Below are 16,777 nucleotides of genomic sequence, written 5' to 3' on the forward strand. Positions count from 1 at the left end.
TCGAGCCTGTCGCGTGAACAGACGCGTCGACAGTGCCGAAAGTTGCACGTTGCATGCAACGGACTGTACGGAAACCGGATGAATCGCCGCTGCGTTCATCGCGGCGTCATTCGAGCGGGGCGGATCGGAAGCCGGCTGGAGCGTCCCACTCTGTCGACTTTCTCGCACGCACCTGCGCCGTTTAATCGAGGTGCCCCGCGGAAGCGGATAAGGGCGCAACCTAGAATGTCCCAAGAGGTCCCCGCTCTCACCCGACACGCTCTGCGCGTCGACCTCTCCCAAAGAGAGAGGTATGAGGTTTCTGCGCGAGTCTAGATGACGCGTAACCGGACTGGACCGAGATACGAATCAGGCGGCGACGCCGGCGTCCATTGCCTGCTGGTCGGCGTGGTAGGACGAACGCACGAGTGGGCCGGAGGCGACGTGGCTGAAGCCCAGCGCCATGCCGTAATCCTCGAGCGCGCGGAACTCGTCCGGCGTCCAGTAACGCAGCACCGGATGGTGGTGCGCGCTGGGCTGCAAGTACTGGCCGATGGTGACCATGTCGACATCGTGCGCGCGCAGGTCGCGCAGGGTGCCCTGCACCTGCTCCATGTTCTCACCGAGGCCGAGCATGATGCCGGACTTGGTCGGCACGTTCGGATGCTGGGCCTTGAACTTCTTCAGCAGGTCGAGCGACCACTGGTAGTCGGCGCCGGGACGCACGTTGCGGTAGAGATCCGGGACCGTCTCGACGTTGTGGTTGAACACATCGGGCGGATTGGTCTTGAGGATCTCCAGCGCGCGTTCCATGCGGCCCTTGCCGCGGAAGTCGGGCGTGAGCACCTCGATGCGGATGTGCGGCGACTGCTTGCGAACTTCGCGGATGCAGTCGACGAAATGCTGGGCACCGCCGTCGCGCAGGTCGTCGCGGTCGACCGACGTGATCACCACGTACTTCAGGCCCATGTCGGCAATCGTGTTCGCGAGGTTCAGCGGCTCGCTCGCATCCGGCGGCTTGGGCCGGCCATGGGCGACATCGCAGAACGAGCAGCGGCGGGTGCAGACCTCGCCGAGGATCATGAAGGTCGCGGTGCCGTGGCCGAAGCACTCGTGGATATTCGGGCAGCTGGCTTCCTCGCAGACCGTGACCAGACGGTTCTCGCGCAGCTTCGACTTCAGCGCGGCGACCGCGCCGTTGGACGGAATGCGCACGCGGATCCACGAGGGCTTGCGCAGCACGGGGGCGTCGGCGAACTGCACCGGCGAGCGCGCGATCTTGTCGCCCGCCACCTGCTTGACGCCGGTCTGCAGCGACGCCGGCGGCGGCGCGGACACCACCTGCAGCGGGATCGATTTGTCGACGGAAGAGGACATGGCGGCCAGGACTGCGGGCGGAGGTTCATTGTAGGCCCCCGCCCCCGCAGTGTCTTGCCGGGCACCGGGGACGCTGCGTGTCATTCAGTGGCCGGAAGCGCCGGCGCGGGGCCCGCAGTCATCGCCAGGCCGAACTGCGCGGCCAGGTTCTCGAGCAGCATCGGCGCGACTGCATCGGGCGAGGACGGCCCGCCGAGATCGGCCAGCGACACCACCTGCAGGCCTGCGTAGCCGCAGGGATTGATGCGCTGGAAAGGCTCGAGATCCATGGCGACGTTGAACGCCAGGCCATGGAAGGTGCAGCCGCGGCGCACGCGGATGCCCAGCGCGGCGATCTTGGCGTCGTTGACGTAGACGCCCGGCGCGCCATCGCGGCGCACGGCTTCGATGTTCCAGTCGCCGAGGGTGTCGATGATCGACTGCTCGATCTTGCAGACGTACTCGCGCACGCCGATCTTGAGCCGCGGCAGGTTCAGCAGCGGATAGACCACCAGCTGGCCCGGGCCGTGATAGGTCACCTGGCCGCCGCGATCCACCTGCACCACCGGAATGTCGCCGGCTACCAGCACGTGTTCGGGCTTGCCGGCCTGGCCGAGGGTGAACACCGGATCGTGCTCGACCACCCACAGTTCGTCGGCGCCGTCGGGGCCACGTGCATCGGTGAAGCGCTGCATCGCGCGCCACACGGGCTCATAGGGCTGGCGACCCAGTTGGCGGACGATGACCGGCGCGCTCACAGCACGCGCTCCATGACCTTCGCACAGCCCAGTCCACCGCCCGGCACCGGCGCGCCGCGCAGGAACGCGCGCATCGCAGCGGCGACAGGATCGCGCGCGGCGGCCTCCAGCAGTCCGAGCGCCGTGCGGTCCGTCTCCAGACCCGCGAAGGCCGGCGCCTCGCCATCGGCCGGCGACTCCGCCCAGGCCATCGACCATCCCGGCAACAGCGGCATCCGGCGCTCGCCGCGCACCAGCAACCGCACTTCGCAATGACGCGGATCGGATGCAATGCGCGCGTACAACGCGTCCACCGCGACGGCAGGCCCTTCGAGCAACTGCATGAACAAACCGTCCTGCGACAGCAACATGCCGCCGATGCCGTCACGTGCGTTGTCGTCCCGTGACTGGCGCAACAGGCGCACCATCTCGGCGGTGGTGAACTCGTAGAGCTGGCCGCTTCGATAGAGCAGCTGGCGGATCACGCGCGACGCTCCAGCTGGCCGGTCAGAGCGTCCACTTCACTTCGGGGTGGTCGCGCAGCGCCGCGTGCGCGGCGTCGTACTGGGCGCGCGACTCGGCGCGGAAGCTGAGCTTGATGGACACGTACTTGCCGCCGCTCGACTCGCGCGCGGTGACGGTTTCGTGGAGTACGGCGATGCCGGCAGCCGTCAGCAGGCGCGGAATCTCGGCATCGAGCCCGGCAGCGGCCGGCCCCATCGCGGTGATCTCGAAGACGCCGGGAAACTGGAAGCCGTGATCGGGGTTGTCGGAGGTGATGTCCATCGCGGGATTATCGGGGCAGTGGCGGCCGAACCCAAGCGGTGGATACAGCAAATCCGATGCACACCTCCCCCTTCGGGAGAGAGCCTGCCCCGGACCTGATCCGGGGTCGACGCGCGCAGCGCGTCGGGTGAGGGCCGGGCTTCAAACGGATGGCCGCAAAAGCACCCTCATCCGCCCTTCGGGCACCTTCCCCCAGAGGGGGAAGGGTCAGAGCAAGCTTGGCGACTTCTGCCAGACCGCGAAGCACCCGCTCTTACGCGTTCCACCACATCAGGAATTCGTGCCACAGGCGCTTGAAGAAGCCGGCCTCTTCCACCGCTTCCAGCGCCACCAGCGGACGCTCGGCGATGACCTTGCCGTCGAGCTCGACGCGCACGGTGCCGATGGCCTGACCCTTCTCGATCGGCGCTTCCAGCGTCTGCGGGATGTCCATCGACGGCTTGAGCTGCGCGTACTTGCCGCGCGGCATCGACACCAGCATCGGCTCGGCGACGCCCAACTGGACCTCGTTGGCCTTGCCCTTCCAGACCTTCTGCGTAGCGACGACCTTGCCGGCGTCGTAGACGGCATGGGTTTCGAAGAATCGGAAGCCCCAGTTGAGCAGCGCCAGCGAATCGGTGGCCCGCTGCGCTTCGCTGGTCGAGCCCATGACCACCGAGATCAGGCGCTGGTCGCCGCGCAGGGCCGAGGCCATCAGGCAGTAGCCGGCGCCGCTGTGGTGGCCGGTCTTGATGCCGTCGACGCTGTCGTCGCGCCATAGCAGCCGATTGCGGTTGTGCTGGGTGATCGGCCCGACGGTGAATTCCTTGATCTTGTTGTGCGCGTATTCCTCGGGGAAGTCGCGCACCATCGCGCGGCCCAGGATCGCCAGATCGCGCGCGGTCGAGTAGTGCTCCGGGCCGGACAGGCCGGTCGCGTTCTCGAAGTGGCTGTTCTTCATGCCGATGCGCGCGGCGTAGGCGTTCATCAGCTGGGCGAAGGCTTCCTCGCTGCCGGCGACGTGCTCGGCGAGGGCGATCGCGGCGTCGTTGCCCGACTGCACCACCATGCCGATTTCCATGTCCAGCAGCGGCGCACGCTGGTTGACCGGGAAGCCGCTGTAGCTGCCGTCGGTGCCGGCGCCGCCCTTGCGCCAGGCGTTCTCGCTCATCAGCACCTGGTCGTCGGTCTTGATCTTGCCGGCGGCGAGTTCGGCGGCGATGACATAGCTGGTCATCACCTTGGTGATGCTGGCCGGCTCGACACGCTCATCCGGGTTGTCGCCCGCCAGCACCTGGCCGGTGGCGTAATCCATGATCACCCAGGCGGTGCCGGTGACGGTCGGCGGGGGCGGCGTCGGCAGGTCGTCGCTGAGCGCGGGCGCCGCGGCGGCAGGCGCGGCGGGCCGGGGCGCGGGCTGCGGCGTGGGCGCGGGATCCTGCGCGACGGCGATCCCCACCGTGGCGGTGGCCAGCGCGGCCAGCAACATGCGCGAAACGACTACGGACACTTTCATGTAATGCACAACTCCGGGGAACCGGCCGCGTCGACCGGCGATGGATGAAAAGGATTCAGTCGCGCACGACGGTCGGCGCGCCGAAGCCGAGACCGGCGACGCGCGAGGACACATCGGCGACCTGGGTGGCCTCGACCGGACCCACGCGCAGGCGCCAGACCGGCTTGCCGGCGGCGGTGCCGTCCTGCAGCTGCGCGGCGGCGATACCGGCGCCGCGCAGCGTCGCAAGCGCCCGCTCGGCATTGGCGCGGGCGCCGAAGGCGGCCACCTGCAAGGTCACGCCGCCCAGGGCGGCGCCTGCCGCGCGAACCGGCGCAGGTGTCGGCGCGGCGACAGCGGCGACCGCAGTCGGGGCCGCGGCGACAGGCGCGGCAGCTGGCGTAGCGGCGGGCTGCGGATGCAGCGGCACCTGACGGCCGTTCTCGAGCTTGATCCCGCGCGAGGCGAGCCAGGCATCGAAATCGTCGGCCGTCATGACCTTGCCGTTCTGGTACATGTTGAAGCGGCCGTCCGCCGGATCGCCCTGCGGCGCAGGTGCCGGGCGTTCGCCGGCCTGGGCGGTGGCGATCGGCAGGGCTTCGACGATGGCGTCCATCGCGCTGCCGGCGGCCGAGGTCGTGGCTGCGGGCGTTGCCGACGCGGTGGCGGTCGCCGGACCGCGCGTCGCGCGCGGCGCAGACGCGGCAACCGGCGGCGCACTGGCGACGGCGTCGTACTGGTTGCGGGCGTTTTCACCCGGGCTCAGCGCGCGCACTTCGACGCGACCGGTGCCGGCGGGATGGATGCCGATCTTCACCGCCGCCGCGTAGCTCAGATCGACGACGCGGCCTTCGTGGAACGGGCCGCGATCGTTCACGCGCACGACCACCGACTTGCCGGTGTCGAGATTGGTCACCCGCGCGAAGCTCGGCAACGGCAGCGACTTGTGCGCGGCGGTGAACGCGTACATGTCGTAGACCTCGCGGTTGGAGGTCAGGCGGCCGTGGAACTTGGCGCCGTAGTAGGACGCGGTACCGGTTTCGGCGAACTCGCTGTGGTCGTCGAGCACTTGATAGCTCTTGCCCAGCACCTGGTAGGGGCTGCGGTTGCCGACCGGCGAACGCGGCAGATCGACGACCTCCGGCTCCGGGATCAGATCCACGTTGGGCAGGTAGTCGGGCAGGCTGTCGGGCACGCCTGGGCGATACAGGCCGCCGGCGGTGTAGTGGCCGCGGGTATTCGGATCTTCCTGCGCAGGTGCATACGGCGAGACGCCGCGCTGGCCCGACGCAGGCCGGTGCGTAGGTGCAGACACGGTGCCGCCTGTCCCGGGCGCATCGCCGCGCTTGGCATTCCCCGCGCAGCCCGCGAGCAGGGCCACCGCCGCCAGCGGCAGCAGCCATCGGATCACGGACCGACCCCGGCCCGGATCGCCTGCGCGAGCTGGTGCACCGACAGCGAATACATCGGCGAGCGGTTGTAGCGGGTGATCACGTAGAAGTTGCGATACGCCAGCCAGTACTCCATGCCGGCCTCGCCATCGAGCGACAGCAGGGTGGCGCCTTCGCCGATCGGCTGCCCCGGCGCCGGCGTGTAGCCGCGCTTTGCCAGGTCGGCCAGCGGATACACCGGATCCCAGTTCTCGGGTTTGAAGTCGGCCGCCGATGGGTCGCGCTGGGCGCGGGCGACGACCGGGCCGCCCCGCTGCCAGCCGTGTACGACGAAGTAGTTGGCGATCGAAGCGAACACGTCGGGCTTGTGGGTCAGCAGGTCACGGCGGCCATCGCCGTCGCCGTCCTTCGCCCACAACCGATAGCTCGATGGCATGAACTGGCCCATGCCCATCGCGCCGGCGTAGCTGCCTTTGAGTTCGAGTACATCGAGCTGCGGCTCGGCCTTTTCCAGCGCGAACAGCTGCGCGAGTTCGCCGGCGAAGAACGGGGCGCGCGGGGCGTAGTCGAACGCCAGCGTGTACAGCGCGTCGAGCACTTTCCAGTTGCCGGTGATGCGGCCGTAGCTGGTTTCCACGCCGATGATCGCGACGATGTACTCGGCAGGCACGCCGGTCTCGGCGGCCACGCGGTCGAGCGCAGCGCGGTTCTCGCGGTAGAACGCCACGCCGCCATTGATGCGCGCGTCGTTGATGAAGATGGGTCGGTAGTCGCGCCACGGGCGCACGGCTTCGGCCGGGCGACTGATCGCGGTGAGGATCGGCTGCTGCACCTTCGCCTGCGCCAGCACGCGGCGCACGTGCGCCGGATCGGCGCCGTAGGTCTGCACGGTGTAGTCGATGAAATTCTCGACACGCTGCGCGCGCGGAATTCCCGGATCGGTGACCGAGGTCGGCGCGACAGGACGTTCGGGCGGCTGCGGCACCGGGGCCAGCAGCGCACCTTCGGTCCGTGCGGGTTCGGGCAACGGCGTCACCGCACCGTAGTCCTCGGCATGGCCATCGGACGGGTTGACGGGGGTCGCACACGCTGCCAATGCAATCGGCAGCGCGGCCACGGCGAGTCGGAAAAAAGGGCGTCGGCTCATCGGCGGCGAGGTTAGCACGCACGTGCGCGCGGCATGCACCGCTGCGCGGGTGCAGTCAGGGCCGGTAAGGCTAGCGCCGCCGCGTCGCACTCGCCTGCACCGCCATCACCACACCAAAGCCGGCCAGCAGCGAGACCGCCGCGGTGCCGCCGAAACTCAGCAGCGGCATCGGCACGCCGACCACCGGCAGCAGGCCGGAGATCATGCCGCCGTTGACGATGACGTAGACGAACAGCGCCAGACCCAGGCTGCCGACCAGCAGGCGCGAGAAGCCGTCGCGCGCCTCGCTGGCGATCCACAGGCATCGGCCGACGATAAACAGATACAGGCCCAGTACGACGCTCACCCCGAGCCAGCCGAACTCTTCGCTCAGCACGGCGAAGATGAAATCGGTGGTGTGCTCGGGCACGTAGTTGAGATGCGACTGCGAACCGTCCCCCCAGCCCTGCCCCGAGAACCCGCCCGAGCCGATCGCGATCTTCGACTGGATGATGTTCCAGCCCGTGCCGAGCGGATCGGATTCGGGATCGAGGAAGGTCAGGATGCGGTCCTTCTGGTACTGCTGGAAGTACCAGAACCAGGCCGCCGGCGCGGCCACCGCGAACGCCGCGGCGCCGCCGATGAACCACCACCACGACAGACCAGCCAGATACAGCGCGAACACGCCGCCCGAGGCCACCAGCACCGCGGTGCCCAGATCCGGCTGCAGCAGGATCAAGCCGGTCGGCAGTCCGATGATCAGCGCGGCGACCGCGACCGTCCCCAGCCGCGGCGGCGTGGGCTGCTGGCCCAGCCACCAGGCCGCCATCATCGGCAGCGAGAGCTTCATCAACTCCGCCGGCTGCACGTAAAACACGCCGAGGTTGATCCAGTGCTGGCCACTGCGCCCGGTGCCCATGAACAGCACGGCGACCAGCGGTAGCAGCGAGGCGATATACGCGGCCGGCGTGAAGCGGCGTAGCTGCACCGCGGGAATGCGCGACAGCACCCACATCCCGCCGAGGCCGATGATGAAACGGCTGCCTTGGGATGCGACCATCGCCACGTTCTGGTTGGTGGCGCTGTGCAGGACCGCCAGGCCGATGCACATCAATGCGAGCAGCGCGGCGAGCAGCGGCCAGTCGAGGGTGCGGGTGAAGCGCTGCAGCATTTCCAGCAGCCAGCGCAGGATCACGTTCATCGCGTCGGCTCCGTCGGCGCTGCATTGCCGTTCGAAGGCGCGCTCGCCGGCGGCACACCTGGGAACTTGCCGTTCGCATCCCGCGGCGCGGTGCGCACACCGGCCACGACCGCCTCGAACGACGGCTCGGGCGCGAGCTCGGCCCCGGGCACGATCGCGGCCACCGCAGCGGGCGCACCCGTGGCCGGGTCGATTTCCATCTCCGGCATCTTGCCGAGCAACCAGGCATCGAAGATGCGACGCGCGATCGGTGCAGCCGTGCTGCCACCGTAACCGCCGTGTTCGACCGTGATCGCCACGGCGATCGTCGGATTCTCGGCCGGCGCATACCCGACGAACAGCGCCTGGTGGCGCAGGTGATACGGCAGGCTGCGCGGATCCATGCTCACGCTGCCGCGGCGGCTGACCCGCTGCGCGGTGCCGGTCTTGCCGGCCATCCGGTATTCGGCGCCGATGGCCATGCGCGTGCCGGTACCGCGGCCGTGGATCGTGGTCACCATGCCTTCCTGCACCGCGCGCAGATGCGCGGGGTTGTCGGTGATCGAGGTCGATGGTGGCCGCGGGACCAGTCGCCACGGCGCGTCGAAGCCGTCGCGGCGTTCATTGGCCAGGTGCAGGGTGTTGAGCTGGCCGCCGTTGGCGATCGCCGCGGTGCCGCGCGCGAGCTGCAGCGCGGTCGCGATCCAGTAGCCCTGGCCGATGCCGGCGATCACCGTTTCGCCGGCGTACCAGGGCTCGCGCGTCCGCGAGGCCTTGAAGCGCGGCGACGGCACGATGCCGGCGTTCTCGCCGAGCAGATCGATCCCCGTGGGCTGGCCGAAGCCGTAGCGCGTCATGTACTGGTCGAAGCGCTCGATGCCCATCTCGTAGGCGAGCTGGTAGTAGTAGTAGTTCACCGAACGCGCAATCGAATCGCGCAGGTCGGTCCAGCCGGCGCCACGCGCGGCATCGCGATACCCGCGGCGCTGGCCGGGAATGAAGAACTCGCCTGTGGAGAACACACGCGATTCCGGCGTGCGCAGGCCGCTGTCGACACCGGCCAGTGCGACCAGCGGCTTGATCGTCGAGCCCGGCGGGCCGCCACCGAGCACGTTGCGGTTGAACAGCGGACGCGCCGGATCATCCATTAGGCTGCGGTAGTCGGTATGAGAAATGCCGTTGACGAACAGGTTGGGGTCGAAGCTCGGCAGGCTGACCATGCCCAAGATGTTGCCGGTCGCCGGCTCGACCGCCACCGCCGAGCCGTGCAGGCCGCCGAAGGCCAGCACCATGGCCTGCTGCAGGTCGGCATCCACGCTCAAGCGCAGGTCGGCGCCGGCGGTCGCAGGCTGCAGGCCGAGCCGCCGCAGCGCCCGCCCTTCGACATTGGTCTCCACCTGCTCGTAGCCGATTTTGCCGCGCAGTGCCTCGTCGTAGAACCGCTCCAGGCCCGTGCGTCCGGTCTGCGGATACAGCAGATGCGCCTGGCCGTAGCGCGTGACGTCGCTCTCGTCGGTGCGGCCGACGTAGCCCACCACGTGCGCGAACAGATCGCCGTAGGGGTAGTAGCGGTTGAGATACGGCACCACTTCCACGCCCGGGAAGCGCCAGCGGTCGAGCGCGAAGCGCGCCATCTCGTCCTCGCTGATGCGCAGCTTGAGCGTGACTGCGCGGAAGCTGCGCTGGGCCTTGCGTTCGCGATCGAAGCGGGCGATGTCGTCGGGCGAGAGCGCGATGATTCGCGACAGCTCACTGATCAGCCTGCGCGTGTCACCGGCTTCCTCGGGCGTGACTTCGAGCCGGTAGGCCTGCTCGTTCTCGGCGAGGATGCGGCCCTTGCGGTCGAGAATCAGCCCGCGCCCGGGCACCACCGGACGCGGCTTGATGCGATTGGCTTCCGAACGCTTGGCGTAGATGTCGTGGTCGACGACCTGCAGCTTGAAGTACCAGCCCGCCAGCACACCCAGCGCGATCACCACCGCGCCGAATCCGATCAGCGCGCGCGTGCGGAACGCCGCGGCCTCGGCGGCGTTGTTGCGGATGTCGGGACGTCGCCCGCGCCTGGCCATCGCGTCGTTCCTGTTACGGCTTGCGCCCGAAGCGCAGTGCGTCCATCACCAGATACAGCGGCGCCCACAGCAGCATGCCGATCAGCGGCGCCAGCCAGTAGGCCCACGGCAGCTGCGGCACGCCGAGCGCGACGTGGATCGCCGCGCTGACGATGCGGTCGTTGAGCAGCAGGCCGCCGATCGCCAAGGCCTGCTGCGTGACCGGGAAGAAGCGCAGCTGCGAGCGGAAGCGCTGCAGGATGAAGGCCATGATCACCAGCCGCAGCGCCTGTTCGCCAAGCAGGCCACCGAACGCGAGATCGGCGATCAGGCCCATCGAAAACGCGAAGCCGAGGCCCGCGCGGTCGGGATCCTCGATCACCCAGTAGGCGACGACCAACGCCAGCCAGAACGGCCGGAACGGCTGCAGGCCGGGCGGCAACGGCAGCAGGCCCAGCAGCAAGGCCACGAACAGGCTGACCGGCAGAATCCAGGGATTGCGACGACGGCTCATCGCTGCGGCACCTGCGCAGGTGGTGTCGCTGACGGCGCCGGGGCGTCGTTGGTCGGCGCCGGTGGCACGTCGGTCGGCGGTGAATCGCCGGTATCGGCGCCGCCCGCCCCGTTGCCTGTAGCGGAATTGGCAGCAGCGTCCGCGTCGGCCTGGGCGCGCGCGGCCGCCTCGCGTTCGACCGCCGCAGCTTCGAGATCGGCGGTCGTCACCGGCACCACGACATCGCGCAGCAACAGCACGTCGCGACCGCGATCGAGCTGGGCCGCCGGCGCCAGATCGCCGATCAGGAATGCGCGGCTGTCATCAGGCTGCAGATCGGTGATCGTGCCGACCGGAAAGCCCGGCGGAAACCGCCCCCCCAGGCCTGACGTCACCACGGTGTCGCCGACTTCCACATCCGCCGACAGCGGCACGCTGCGCAGCGCGAGATGATCGGCGCGGCCGCTGCCGTAGGCGACCAGGCGCACGCCGTTGCGGGCGATGATCACCGGCACCGCGTGTTCGAGATCGGTCACCAGCAGCACGGTCGAGGTCAGCGGCGTGACCGTGATGACCTGCCCCAGCAGCCCGCCGGCATCAATGACGCTCTGGCCGACCCGCACACCGTTGCGGCTGCCCGCGTTGAGCAGCAGACGCTGGCGCGTGGGGTCCTGGTCGACATCGAGGATCGGCGCCAGCTGCACGTCGAGACTGCCCTGCTCCACCGCGCCGAGCAGCGCGCGCAGCCGCGCGTTCTCGACCGCCTCCACGCGCAGCCGCGCCTGGCCGGCGTTGAGCAGCAGCAGTTCGTTGCGCAGGCGGCGGTTGTCGGCCGACAGCTGGGTGCGCGTGGCGGCATCGTTGCGCATGCTGTCACCCAGTCGCGACGGCAGACCGGCCAACCACCACAGCGGTTGCATCGCCACGCTGGCCTGCTGGCGGAACTGCGACAGCCAGCCGCCCTGGTGATCACTGACCACCAGCGCGCACGACAGCGCGAGATAGGCGAGTAGACGCAGCGTGCCGGCGACGTCGCCGGGCCTGGGCGCGGGAGAGCTGGCGTAGGAGGACATCAGGGGCGGTCGCTCGGCGTCATCTCGGACGTGGGCTCAACAGTCGAAGGCCGCATTGTCGTCGCCCCAGCGCAGGCTGGGGCCCATCTTGATCCTGGGAGCAGGTTGATCCTGGGAGCAGGCTCTGGCCCGGACAGCCAGCCGCCGGTTGAACACCAGCAGTGCCGCGGGTCCTGCGAACGCGTCGCAGCGTCGGCGCTGGAGGACATCGACGACCGGGTGGCGACCAGAACTTCGCGCCGATCGCCGGTCCCGATGCCATCAGTCCGCGAAGAACTCGTTGCCGTGCAGGTCCAGCAGCTCCAGCGCACGACCGCCACCGCGGGCGACGCAGGTCAGCGGATCCTCGGCAATCTGCACGTGCAGGCCGGTGGCTTCGCTGATCAGGCGGTCGATGTCGCGCAGCAGCGCGCCGCCACCGGTCAGCACAATGCCGCGCTCGGCAACGTCGGCGCACAGCTCCGGCGGGGTCTGCTCCAGCGCCTGCTTCACCGCTTCGACGATGCCCGACAGCGGCTCGCGCAGCGCGTCGAGCACCTCGTTGGAGCTGATCGTGACGATCTTCGGCACGCCCTCGGCAAGATGGCGGCCGGACACTTCCATCTCGATCGCGTGTTCCTGCGGATAGGCGCAGCCGATCTCGAGCTTGATCCGCTCGGCGGTGGATTCGCCGATCAGCATGCCGTGGTTGCGACGCACGTAATTGATGATCGACTCGTCGAAGCGGTCGCCGCCGATGCGGGCCGACTGCGAGTAGACGATGCCGTTGAGCGCGATCACCGCGACTTCCGTGGTGCCACCGCCGATGTCGACGACCATCGAGCCGCGCGCCTCGGTGACCGGCAGACCGGCGCCGATCGCGGCGGCCATCGGTTCTTCGATCAGCGACACGTCACGCGCGCCGGCCTCGAGCGCCGAATCCTTGATGGCGCGCTTCTCGACCTGGGTGGAGCCGGCCGGCACGCAGATCAGCACGCGCGGGCTGGGCCGCAGGAAGCGCGACTTGTGCACCTTCTTGATGAAGTACTTCAGCATCTCCTCGGTGTAGGTGAAATCGGCGATGACGCCGTCCTTCATCGGGCGATGCGTGGTGATGTTGCCGGGCGTGCGGCCGAGCATCTGCTTGGCCTCCGAACCGACCGCGGCGACGACCTTCTGGCCGGCGGTGCGATCCTGGCGCACGGCGACGACCGACGGCTCGTTGAGCACGATGCCCTGGCCGCGGACGAAGATGAGGGTATTTGCAGTGCCCAGGTCGATGGACAGGTCGTTGGAGAAGAGACCGCGGAACTTCTTGAACATCGGGAGAGGGCGTCCGGCAGAGAGGCGAAACGAAGCGGATTAGCCTAGCAAAAAACAGGGCACTCCGCGGCCCCGGGACACCCCCAGTTGCGCGCCCGCCCGGGCACTGCTGCGGTCCGGGCGACGCCGCGCAACGGGCTTCGCGCTGGCCTCGCGCCCCCCGCGCCGGTACCCTGTGCGACCTTTCCGCGCGAGCTTCCGCCCGATGTCTGCACTGATCTGCGGCTCCCTGGCCTACGACACCATCATGGTGTTCCCGGACCAGTTCAAGAACCACATCCTGCCGGACAAGGTGCACATCCTGAACGTCTCGTTCCTGGTGCCGCGGATGCGTCGCGAGTTCGGCGGCTGCGCCGGCAACATCGCCTACAACCTGAAGCTGCTCGGCGGTGACCCGATCCCCATGGGCACGGTCGGCCAGGACTTCGGCCCTTACCGCGAGTGGTTCGAGGAACACGGCATCGACCTGTCGCAGGTTCGCGAGATCCCCGACCTGTTCACCCCCCAGGCCTTCATCACCACCGACCTGGACAACAATCAGATCACCGCCTTCCACCCGGGCGCGATGATGCGCAGCCACGAGAATCACGTGAAGGACGTTGCGAACGTGACCATCGGCCTCGTCGGCCCGGACGGGCGCGACGGCATGCTGCAGAACGCCCAGGAATTCCATGAGGGCGGCATTCCCTTCATCTTCGACCCCGGCCAGGCCATGCCGCTGTTCAACGGCGAAGAGCTGCGCAACTTCATCGACCTGGCCGACTACGTTGTCGTCAACGACTACGAGTCGAACCTGCTGCAGGAGCGCACCGGCTGGGACGAGACCGTCATCGCCGGCAAGGTGCGCGCCTATATCTGCACGCGCGGCCCGAAGGGCGTCGTCATCCACGCCGAAGGCCAGACCCACGACATTCCGCCCGCCCACGAGCGCCGCGTGACCGACCCCACCGGCTGCGGCGACGCCTTCCGCGCCGGCCTGCTGTTCGGTATCGAAAAGGGCTGCGACTGGCTGACCATCGGCCGCATCGGCAACCTGATGGGCGCCCTGAAAGTCGAACACCCCGGCACGCAGAACCAGCGCTTCGATTACGCCGAGTTCTCGCTGCAGTTCCGGCAGCAGTTCGGGTATGCGCTGGAAAGCAAGACGACGGCTTGAGTTGGGGCGCTATCGCGAAGCGATACAAACAGGGCGCCCTTCGGGCGCCCTGTTTTTTTGACTCGGCGTTGGTCCGCGACGGACGACGGGACGACGGGACGACGGGACGACGGCATTCCACCAGACCCGTTATTGAAGGAGTGGGCGCCTGTGTCGACCGCAAATTGCCGGCGTTACACCCCACTTCTGTCGCATAACGTCGCCCCACGACCGTCGCCTGATAACGCAGCCGGCCGTGCGATCACGACAACCGGCATACACGACGCAAACCATTGATCCCATATGCAAGGCCCTCGTCTTTGCGATGGCCCCGCGCCCGACGCATACTCCACGCAACACCCCGCATCCGGGGTCGAATACTAGTTGGGCCGCGGAATTCGCATTCTCTTTGTGCGGCTCCCCACGGCCGCCAGTTCACAGGCAAAGCCCGCTCCACCAGATCGCGCACCATCGCTTCACTCTGGTGGCATCGCTGGGCAAGCCGGCTGCTTACGGAGGCATGGATGCATCGGATTTCTAGAATCGCTATCGGCAAAGCCCCGCGCTTGCTAGCCCTGTCGTATCGTCAGGTCAACCGGCTTCGGACTGACTGCCCGCGGCCCAACAAGTCATTCAAGCCGATGCCGCTTCGCGGCACGGCTTAATTCGAGCGTTGGGCCGCGGAATTCGCATTCTCTTTGTGCGGCTCCCCACGGCTGGCAGTTCACAGGCAAAGTCCGTTACGCCAGTCCGCGCGCCCTCGCTTCACTCTGGCACCATCGCTGGGCAAGCCCGCTACTTACGGAGGCATGGATGCACCGGAACTCCTGCAAGGCCATCGGCACAGCCCCGCGCTTGGCAGCCTTGTCGTATCGTTAGGTCCACCGGCTTCGGACTGACTGCCCGCTGCCCAACAAGTCATTCAAGCCGATGCCGCTTCGCGGCACGGCTTAATTCAAGCGTTAGGCCCCGGAAGAGATCCGTCGCAGGCACACCATTTCATGACAAGGAGTCAACGTGGGCGCGTTCTACACCAATGTTACTGTTCGCAGTTCCTCACTTGAGGAAGTTCTTTCCTATCTGAGTGGAAGAGCCGCCTTTGTCTCGCCGGAATGGAACGGCTATATCACCATCTACGACGAACAATGCGACGAGGGTGGTCTTTATCCAAATGAGTTCTCTTCGGATATATCCCGCCATCTAAGCACGGTCGCATTCCTCGTTACAGTCCATGATGATGACATCCTGTACTTTGACGTGTTTGAGAATGGAGAGCGCAGAGATGAGTATGACTCCTGCCCGAACTATTTCTCAGAAGACGGAGAGGATGTCCCTCCAGAAGGGGGGAACCCTGAAGTCCTTTGCGCACTCTTTAACTGCAAGGATATAGCAGCAGTGAGGCACACACTCTATGTTGATGATGAAGAGTCCGACATTTGTATTTTCGCCACTGAGCGGCATCGCGTCCTTGCTGAGCAGCTTCGACTTCCTAGCTTTTCAGTGGGATATGGATACAAGTACCTCGCGACAGGTGAAGCCCCAAATGGGCTATCCGCAGATAAACTCATACATACCGCCAGCGGGGCCTAACAATTCGTTCAAGCCGAACCCGGTTCGCGGGTCGGCTTAACTCAAGCGTTAGGGCTCACATGGAAGTAGTCGTGCAACCTCCAGCCTGCGAACTTGGCGACCGAATCATCAAGGTCAATCACGCCGGCGAGCATGGCGCTATTGGCATCTACAGCGGGCAGATCCTTATGGCTCGGCTGACCGCTCCAAAGATGGTCGATGAGCTTCGAGAGTTCCGGTCCCATGAGCAACGGCATCGGGCCATTTTTGGCGCTGAGTTGGAGCGGCGTGGCCGCCGTCGCTGCCGCAGCTACTGGCTTTGTGGCATGGGTGGTTTTGTGCTCGGCGCCGTAACCGGCCTTCTCGGTAGCAGTGCTATTGCTGCAACCACAACGGCGGTCGAGAGTGTCGTTCTTCAGCATCTAGAGCAACAGCTGATCGTGCTGCAAGGCCATGACCCGGCCGCTGTATCAGCAATCTCATCCATAGTTGCTGAGGAGCAACAGCACCACGACCAATCGCTAGGGCACGTCCGAGCAGGTACATTCTGGCCGAGGGTTCTCACACCCTTTGTATCCATCTCGACTGAGGCGGTAATTTGGCTGGGTATGCGGCTGTGAGTCCTAACCATTCATTCAAGCCGATGCCGCTCCGCTGCACGGCTTAATTCAAGCGTTAGGTGCTTATGAGAGTTCAACTCGACATTGAAACCCATGACCGGCGCCTAGGCTTCGATATTGCCGGAGTCGGCAATAGCCTTTCCGCTGGAACCCGCGTGGATGTTCCAGGCGGCGCAAAAATCGTGTTCCAAGGCGCAATTGTCCGTAAAGGTTTTGGCATTCCGGAAGTCCTACAGTTCGTTGTGGACGCTGCCGTGAGCATTGAGATCGGTCTTTTCAGCGCATGGCTCTACGACAAGGTTAAGGATAGGCAGGTAGAGCGCATTGTCATCAACCGCCGGGTGGTCACGGAAATTACAGAGCACGGAATTCGGCAGGTGCTTGAAGAAGAGATTCACTCTTTAGAGTAAGCACCTAACAATTCCGTAAGGAGCTTCCTGTCAACTCCGAGTGCATGAGCGCCGCGCCTGAGCGTTGAGGCATTTGCTGTTCTCCTGTTGTCGGGTAT

At 66.8% G+C, this 16,777-nt stretch carries 16 protein-coding genes; 3 read left to right on the forward strand and 13 right to left on the reverse strand.

Annotated features, from left to right (window positions below):
• Positions 1–348: 348 nt before the first annotated feature.
• From lipA to J2X52_RS16950, 12 genes are all read right to left on the reverse strand, one after another.
• Complete coding sequence (gene lipA, locus J2X52_RS16895) at positions 349–1,356, reverse strand: lipoyl synthase (protein WP_310156133.1); 1,008 nt, start codon at positions 1,354–1,356, stop codon at positions 349–351.
• A gap of 80 nt (positions 1,357–1,436) precedes the next feature.
• Entirely contained in the window at positions 1,437–2,093 is a 657-nt protein-coding gene (lipB, locus tag J2X52_RS16900) for a lipoyl(octanoyl) transferase LipB (protein WP_310156136.1), read from the reverse strand.
• Positions 2,090–2,557, reverse strand: coding sequence for a BLUF domain-containing protein (locus tag J2X52_RS16905; RefSeq protein WP_310156139.1), 468 nt, complete (start codon positions 2,555–2,557; stop codon positions 2,090–2,092). The genes lipB and J2X52_RS16905 overlap by 4 nt, the downstream gene beginning before the upstream one ends.
• A gap of 22 nt (positions 2,558–2,579) precedes the next feature.
• On the reverse strand, positions 2,580–2,858 hold the full coding sequence (locus J2X52_RS16910; protein ID WP_310156142.1) for a DUF493 family protein: 279 nt from the start codon (positions 2,856–2,858) through the stop codon (positions 2,580–2,582).
• 253 nt (positions 2,859–3,111) lie between these two features.
• Positions 3,112–4,326 (reverse strand): D-alanyl-D-alanine carboxypeptidase family protein, encoded by a 1,215-nt coding sequence (locus J2X52_RS16915; protein ID WP_310156182.1) that lies wholly within the window; start codon positions 4,324–4,326, stop codon positions 3,112–3,114.
• An 82-nt stretch (positions 4,327–4,408) separates the two neighbouring features.
• Positions 4,409–5,743: a septal ring lytic transglycosylase RlpA family protein gene (locus tag J2X52_RS16920; RefSeq protein ID WP_310156144.1), complete on the reverse strand. Its 1,335-nt coding sequence runs from the start codon at positions 5,741–5,743 to the stop codon at positions 4,409–4,411.
• Entirely contained in the window at positions 5,740–6,870 is a 1,131-nt protein-coding gene (gene mltB / locus J2X52_RS16925) for a lytic murein transglycosylase B (protein ID WP_310156149.1), read from the reverse strand. Before mltB ends, J2X52_RS16920 begins: the two co-directional genes overlap by 4 nt.
• A gap of 70 nt (positions 6,871–6,940) precedes the next feature.
• A complete protein-coding gene (gene rodA / locus J2X52_RS16930; RefSeq protein ID WP_310156151.1) occupies positions 6,941–8,050 on the reverse strand; it encodes a rod shape-determining protein RodA in 1,110 nt (369 codons plus the stop codon).
• Positions 8,047–10,098 carry a penicillin-binding protein 2 gene (gene mrdA / locus J2X52_RS16935; protein WP_310156154.1) on the reverse strand — a complete coding sequence of 684 codons (2,052 nt, stop codon included), beginning with the start codon at positions 10,096–10,098 and terminating at the stop codon, positions 8,047–8,049. The genes rodA and mrdA overlap by 4 nt, the downstream gene beginning before the upstream one ends.
• Before the next feature lie 13 nt (positions 10,099–10,111).
• The gene (gene mreD, locus J2X52_RS16940; protein WP_310156156.1) at positions 10,112–10,591 is read right to left on the reverse strand and encodes a rod shape-determining protein MreD; all 480 of its coding nucleotides are present in this window, start codon (positions 10,589–10,591) and stop codon (positions 10,112–10,114) included.
• Entirely contained in the window at positions 10,588–11,643 is a 1,056-nt protein-coding gene (gene mreC / locus J2X52_RS16945; RefSeq protein ID WP_310156159.1) for a rod shape-determining protein MreC, read from the reverse strand. Before mreC ends, mreD begins: the two co-directional genes overlap by 4 nt.
• 261 nt (positions 11,644–11,904) lie before the next feature.
• On the reverse strand, positions 11,905–12,945 hold the full coding sequence (locus tag J2X52_RS16950; RefSeq protein WP_310156161.1) for a rod shape-determining protein: 1,041 nt from the start codon (positions 12,943–12,945) through the stop codon (positions 11,905–11,907).
• Between the two features lie 205 nt (positions 12,946–13,150).
• Here J2X52_RS16950 and J2X52_RS16955 point away from each other — a divergent pair, with 205 nt between their 5' ends.
• Both J2X52_RS16955 and J2X52_RS16960 read left to right on the forward strand, forming a co-directional pair.
• Positions 13,151–14,101 carry a carbohydrate kinase family protein gene (locus tag J2X52_RS16955; RefSeq protein WP_310156165.1) on the forward strand — a complete coding sequence of 317 codons (951 nt, stop codon included), beginning with the start codon at positions 13,151–13,153 and terminating at the stop codon, positions 14,099–14,101.
• A 996-nt stretch (positions 14,102–15,097) separates the two neighbouring features.
• The gene (locus J2X52_RS16960; protein ID WP_310156168.1) at positions 15,098–15,670 is read left to right on the forward strand and encodes a hypothetical protein; all 573 of its coding nucleotides are present in this window, start codon (positions 15,098–15,100) and stop codon (positions 15,668–15,670) included.
• Between the two features lie 41 nt (positions 15,671–15,711).
• Here the strand turns inward: J2X52_RS16960 and J2X52_RS16965 are convergent, their stop codons facing one another.
• Positions 15,712–16,071 carry a hypothetical protein gene (locus tag J2X52_RS16965; RefSeq protein WP_310156171.1) on the reverse strand — a complete coding sequence of 120 codons (360 nt, stop codon included), beginning with the start codon at positions 16,069–16,071 and terminating at the stop codon, positions 15,712–15,714.
• 263 nt (positions 16,072–16,334) lie between these two features.
• On the opposite strand from J2X52_RS16965, the gene J2X52_RS16970 reads away from it, so the two are divergent.
• On the forward strand, positions 16,335–16,679 hold the full coding sequence (locus J2X52_RS16970; protein ID WP_310156173.1) for a hypothetical protein: 345 nt from the start codon (positions 16,335–16,337) through the stop codon (positions 16,677–16,679).
• Positions 16,680–16,777 lie beyond the last annotated feature (98 nt).

The sequence above is a fragment of the Luteimonas sp. 3794 genome, from assembly GCF_031456825.1.
Classification (GTDB): Bacteria; Pseudomonadota; Gammaproteobacteria; order Xanthomonadales; family Xanthomonadaceae; genus Luteimonas.

Bases quoted from the DNA above. Each gene is read 5' to 3' on its own strand.
- mrdA (WP_310156154.1), bottom strand. From the start codon at position 10,098: ATGGCCAGGCGCGGGCGACGTCCCGACATCCGCAACAACGCCGCCGAG.
- J2X52_RS16915 (WP_310156182.1), bottom strand. From the start codon at position 4,326: ATGTTGCTGGCCGCGCTGGCCACCGCCACGGTGGGGATCGCCGTCGCG.
- J2X52_RS16970 (WP_310156173.1), top strand. From the start codon at position 16,335: ATGAGAGTTCAACTCGACATTGAAACCCATGACCGGCGCCTAGGCTTC.
- J2X52_RS16950 (WP_310156161.1), bottom strand. From the start codon at position 12,945: ATGTTCAAGAAGTTCCGCGGTCTCTTCTCCAACGACCTGTCCATCGAC.
- J2X52_RS16965 (WP_310156171.1), bottom strand. From the start codon at position 16,071: ATGCTGAAGAACGACACTCTCGACCGCCGTTGTGGTTGCAGCAATAGC.
- mltB (WP_310156149.1), bottom strand. From the start codon at position 6,870: ATGAGCCGACGCCCTTTTTTCCGACTCGCCGTGGCCGCGCTGCCGATT.
- lipA (WP_310156133.1), bottom strand. From the start codon at position 1,356: ATGTCCTCTTCCGTCGACAAATCGATCCCGCTGCAGGTGGTGTCCGCG.
- J2X52_RS16955 (WP_310156165.1), top strand. From the start codon at position 13,151: ATGTCTGCACTGATCTGCGGCTCCCTGGCCTACGACACCATCATGGTG.
- rodA (WP_310156151.1), bottom strand. From the start codon at position 8,050: ATGAACGTGATCCTGCGCTGGCTGCTGGAAATGCTGCAGCGCTTCACC.
- mreC (WP_310156159.1), bottom strand. From the start codon at position 11,643: ATGTCCTCCTACGCCAGCTCTCCCGCGCCCAGGCCCGGCGACGTCGCC.
- J2X52_RS16910 (WP_310156142.1), bottom strand. From the start codon at position 2,858: ATGGACATCACCTCCGACAACCCCGATCACGGCTTCCAGTTTCCCGGC.
- mreD (WP_310156156.1), bottom strand. From the start codon at position 10,591: ATGAGCCGTCGTCGCAATCCCTGGATTCTGCCGGTCAGCCTGTTCGTG.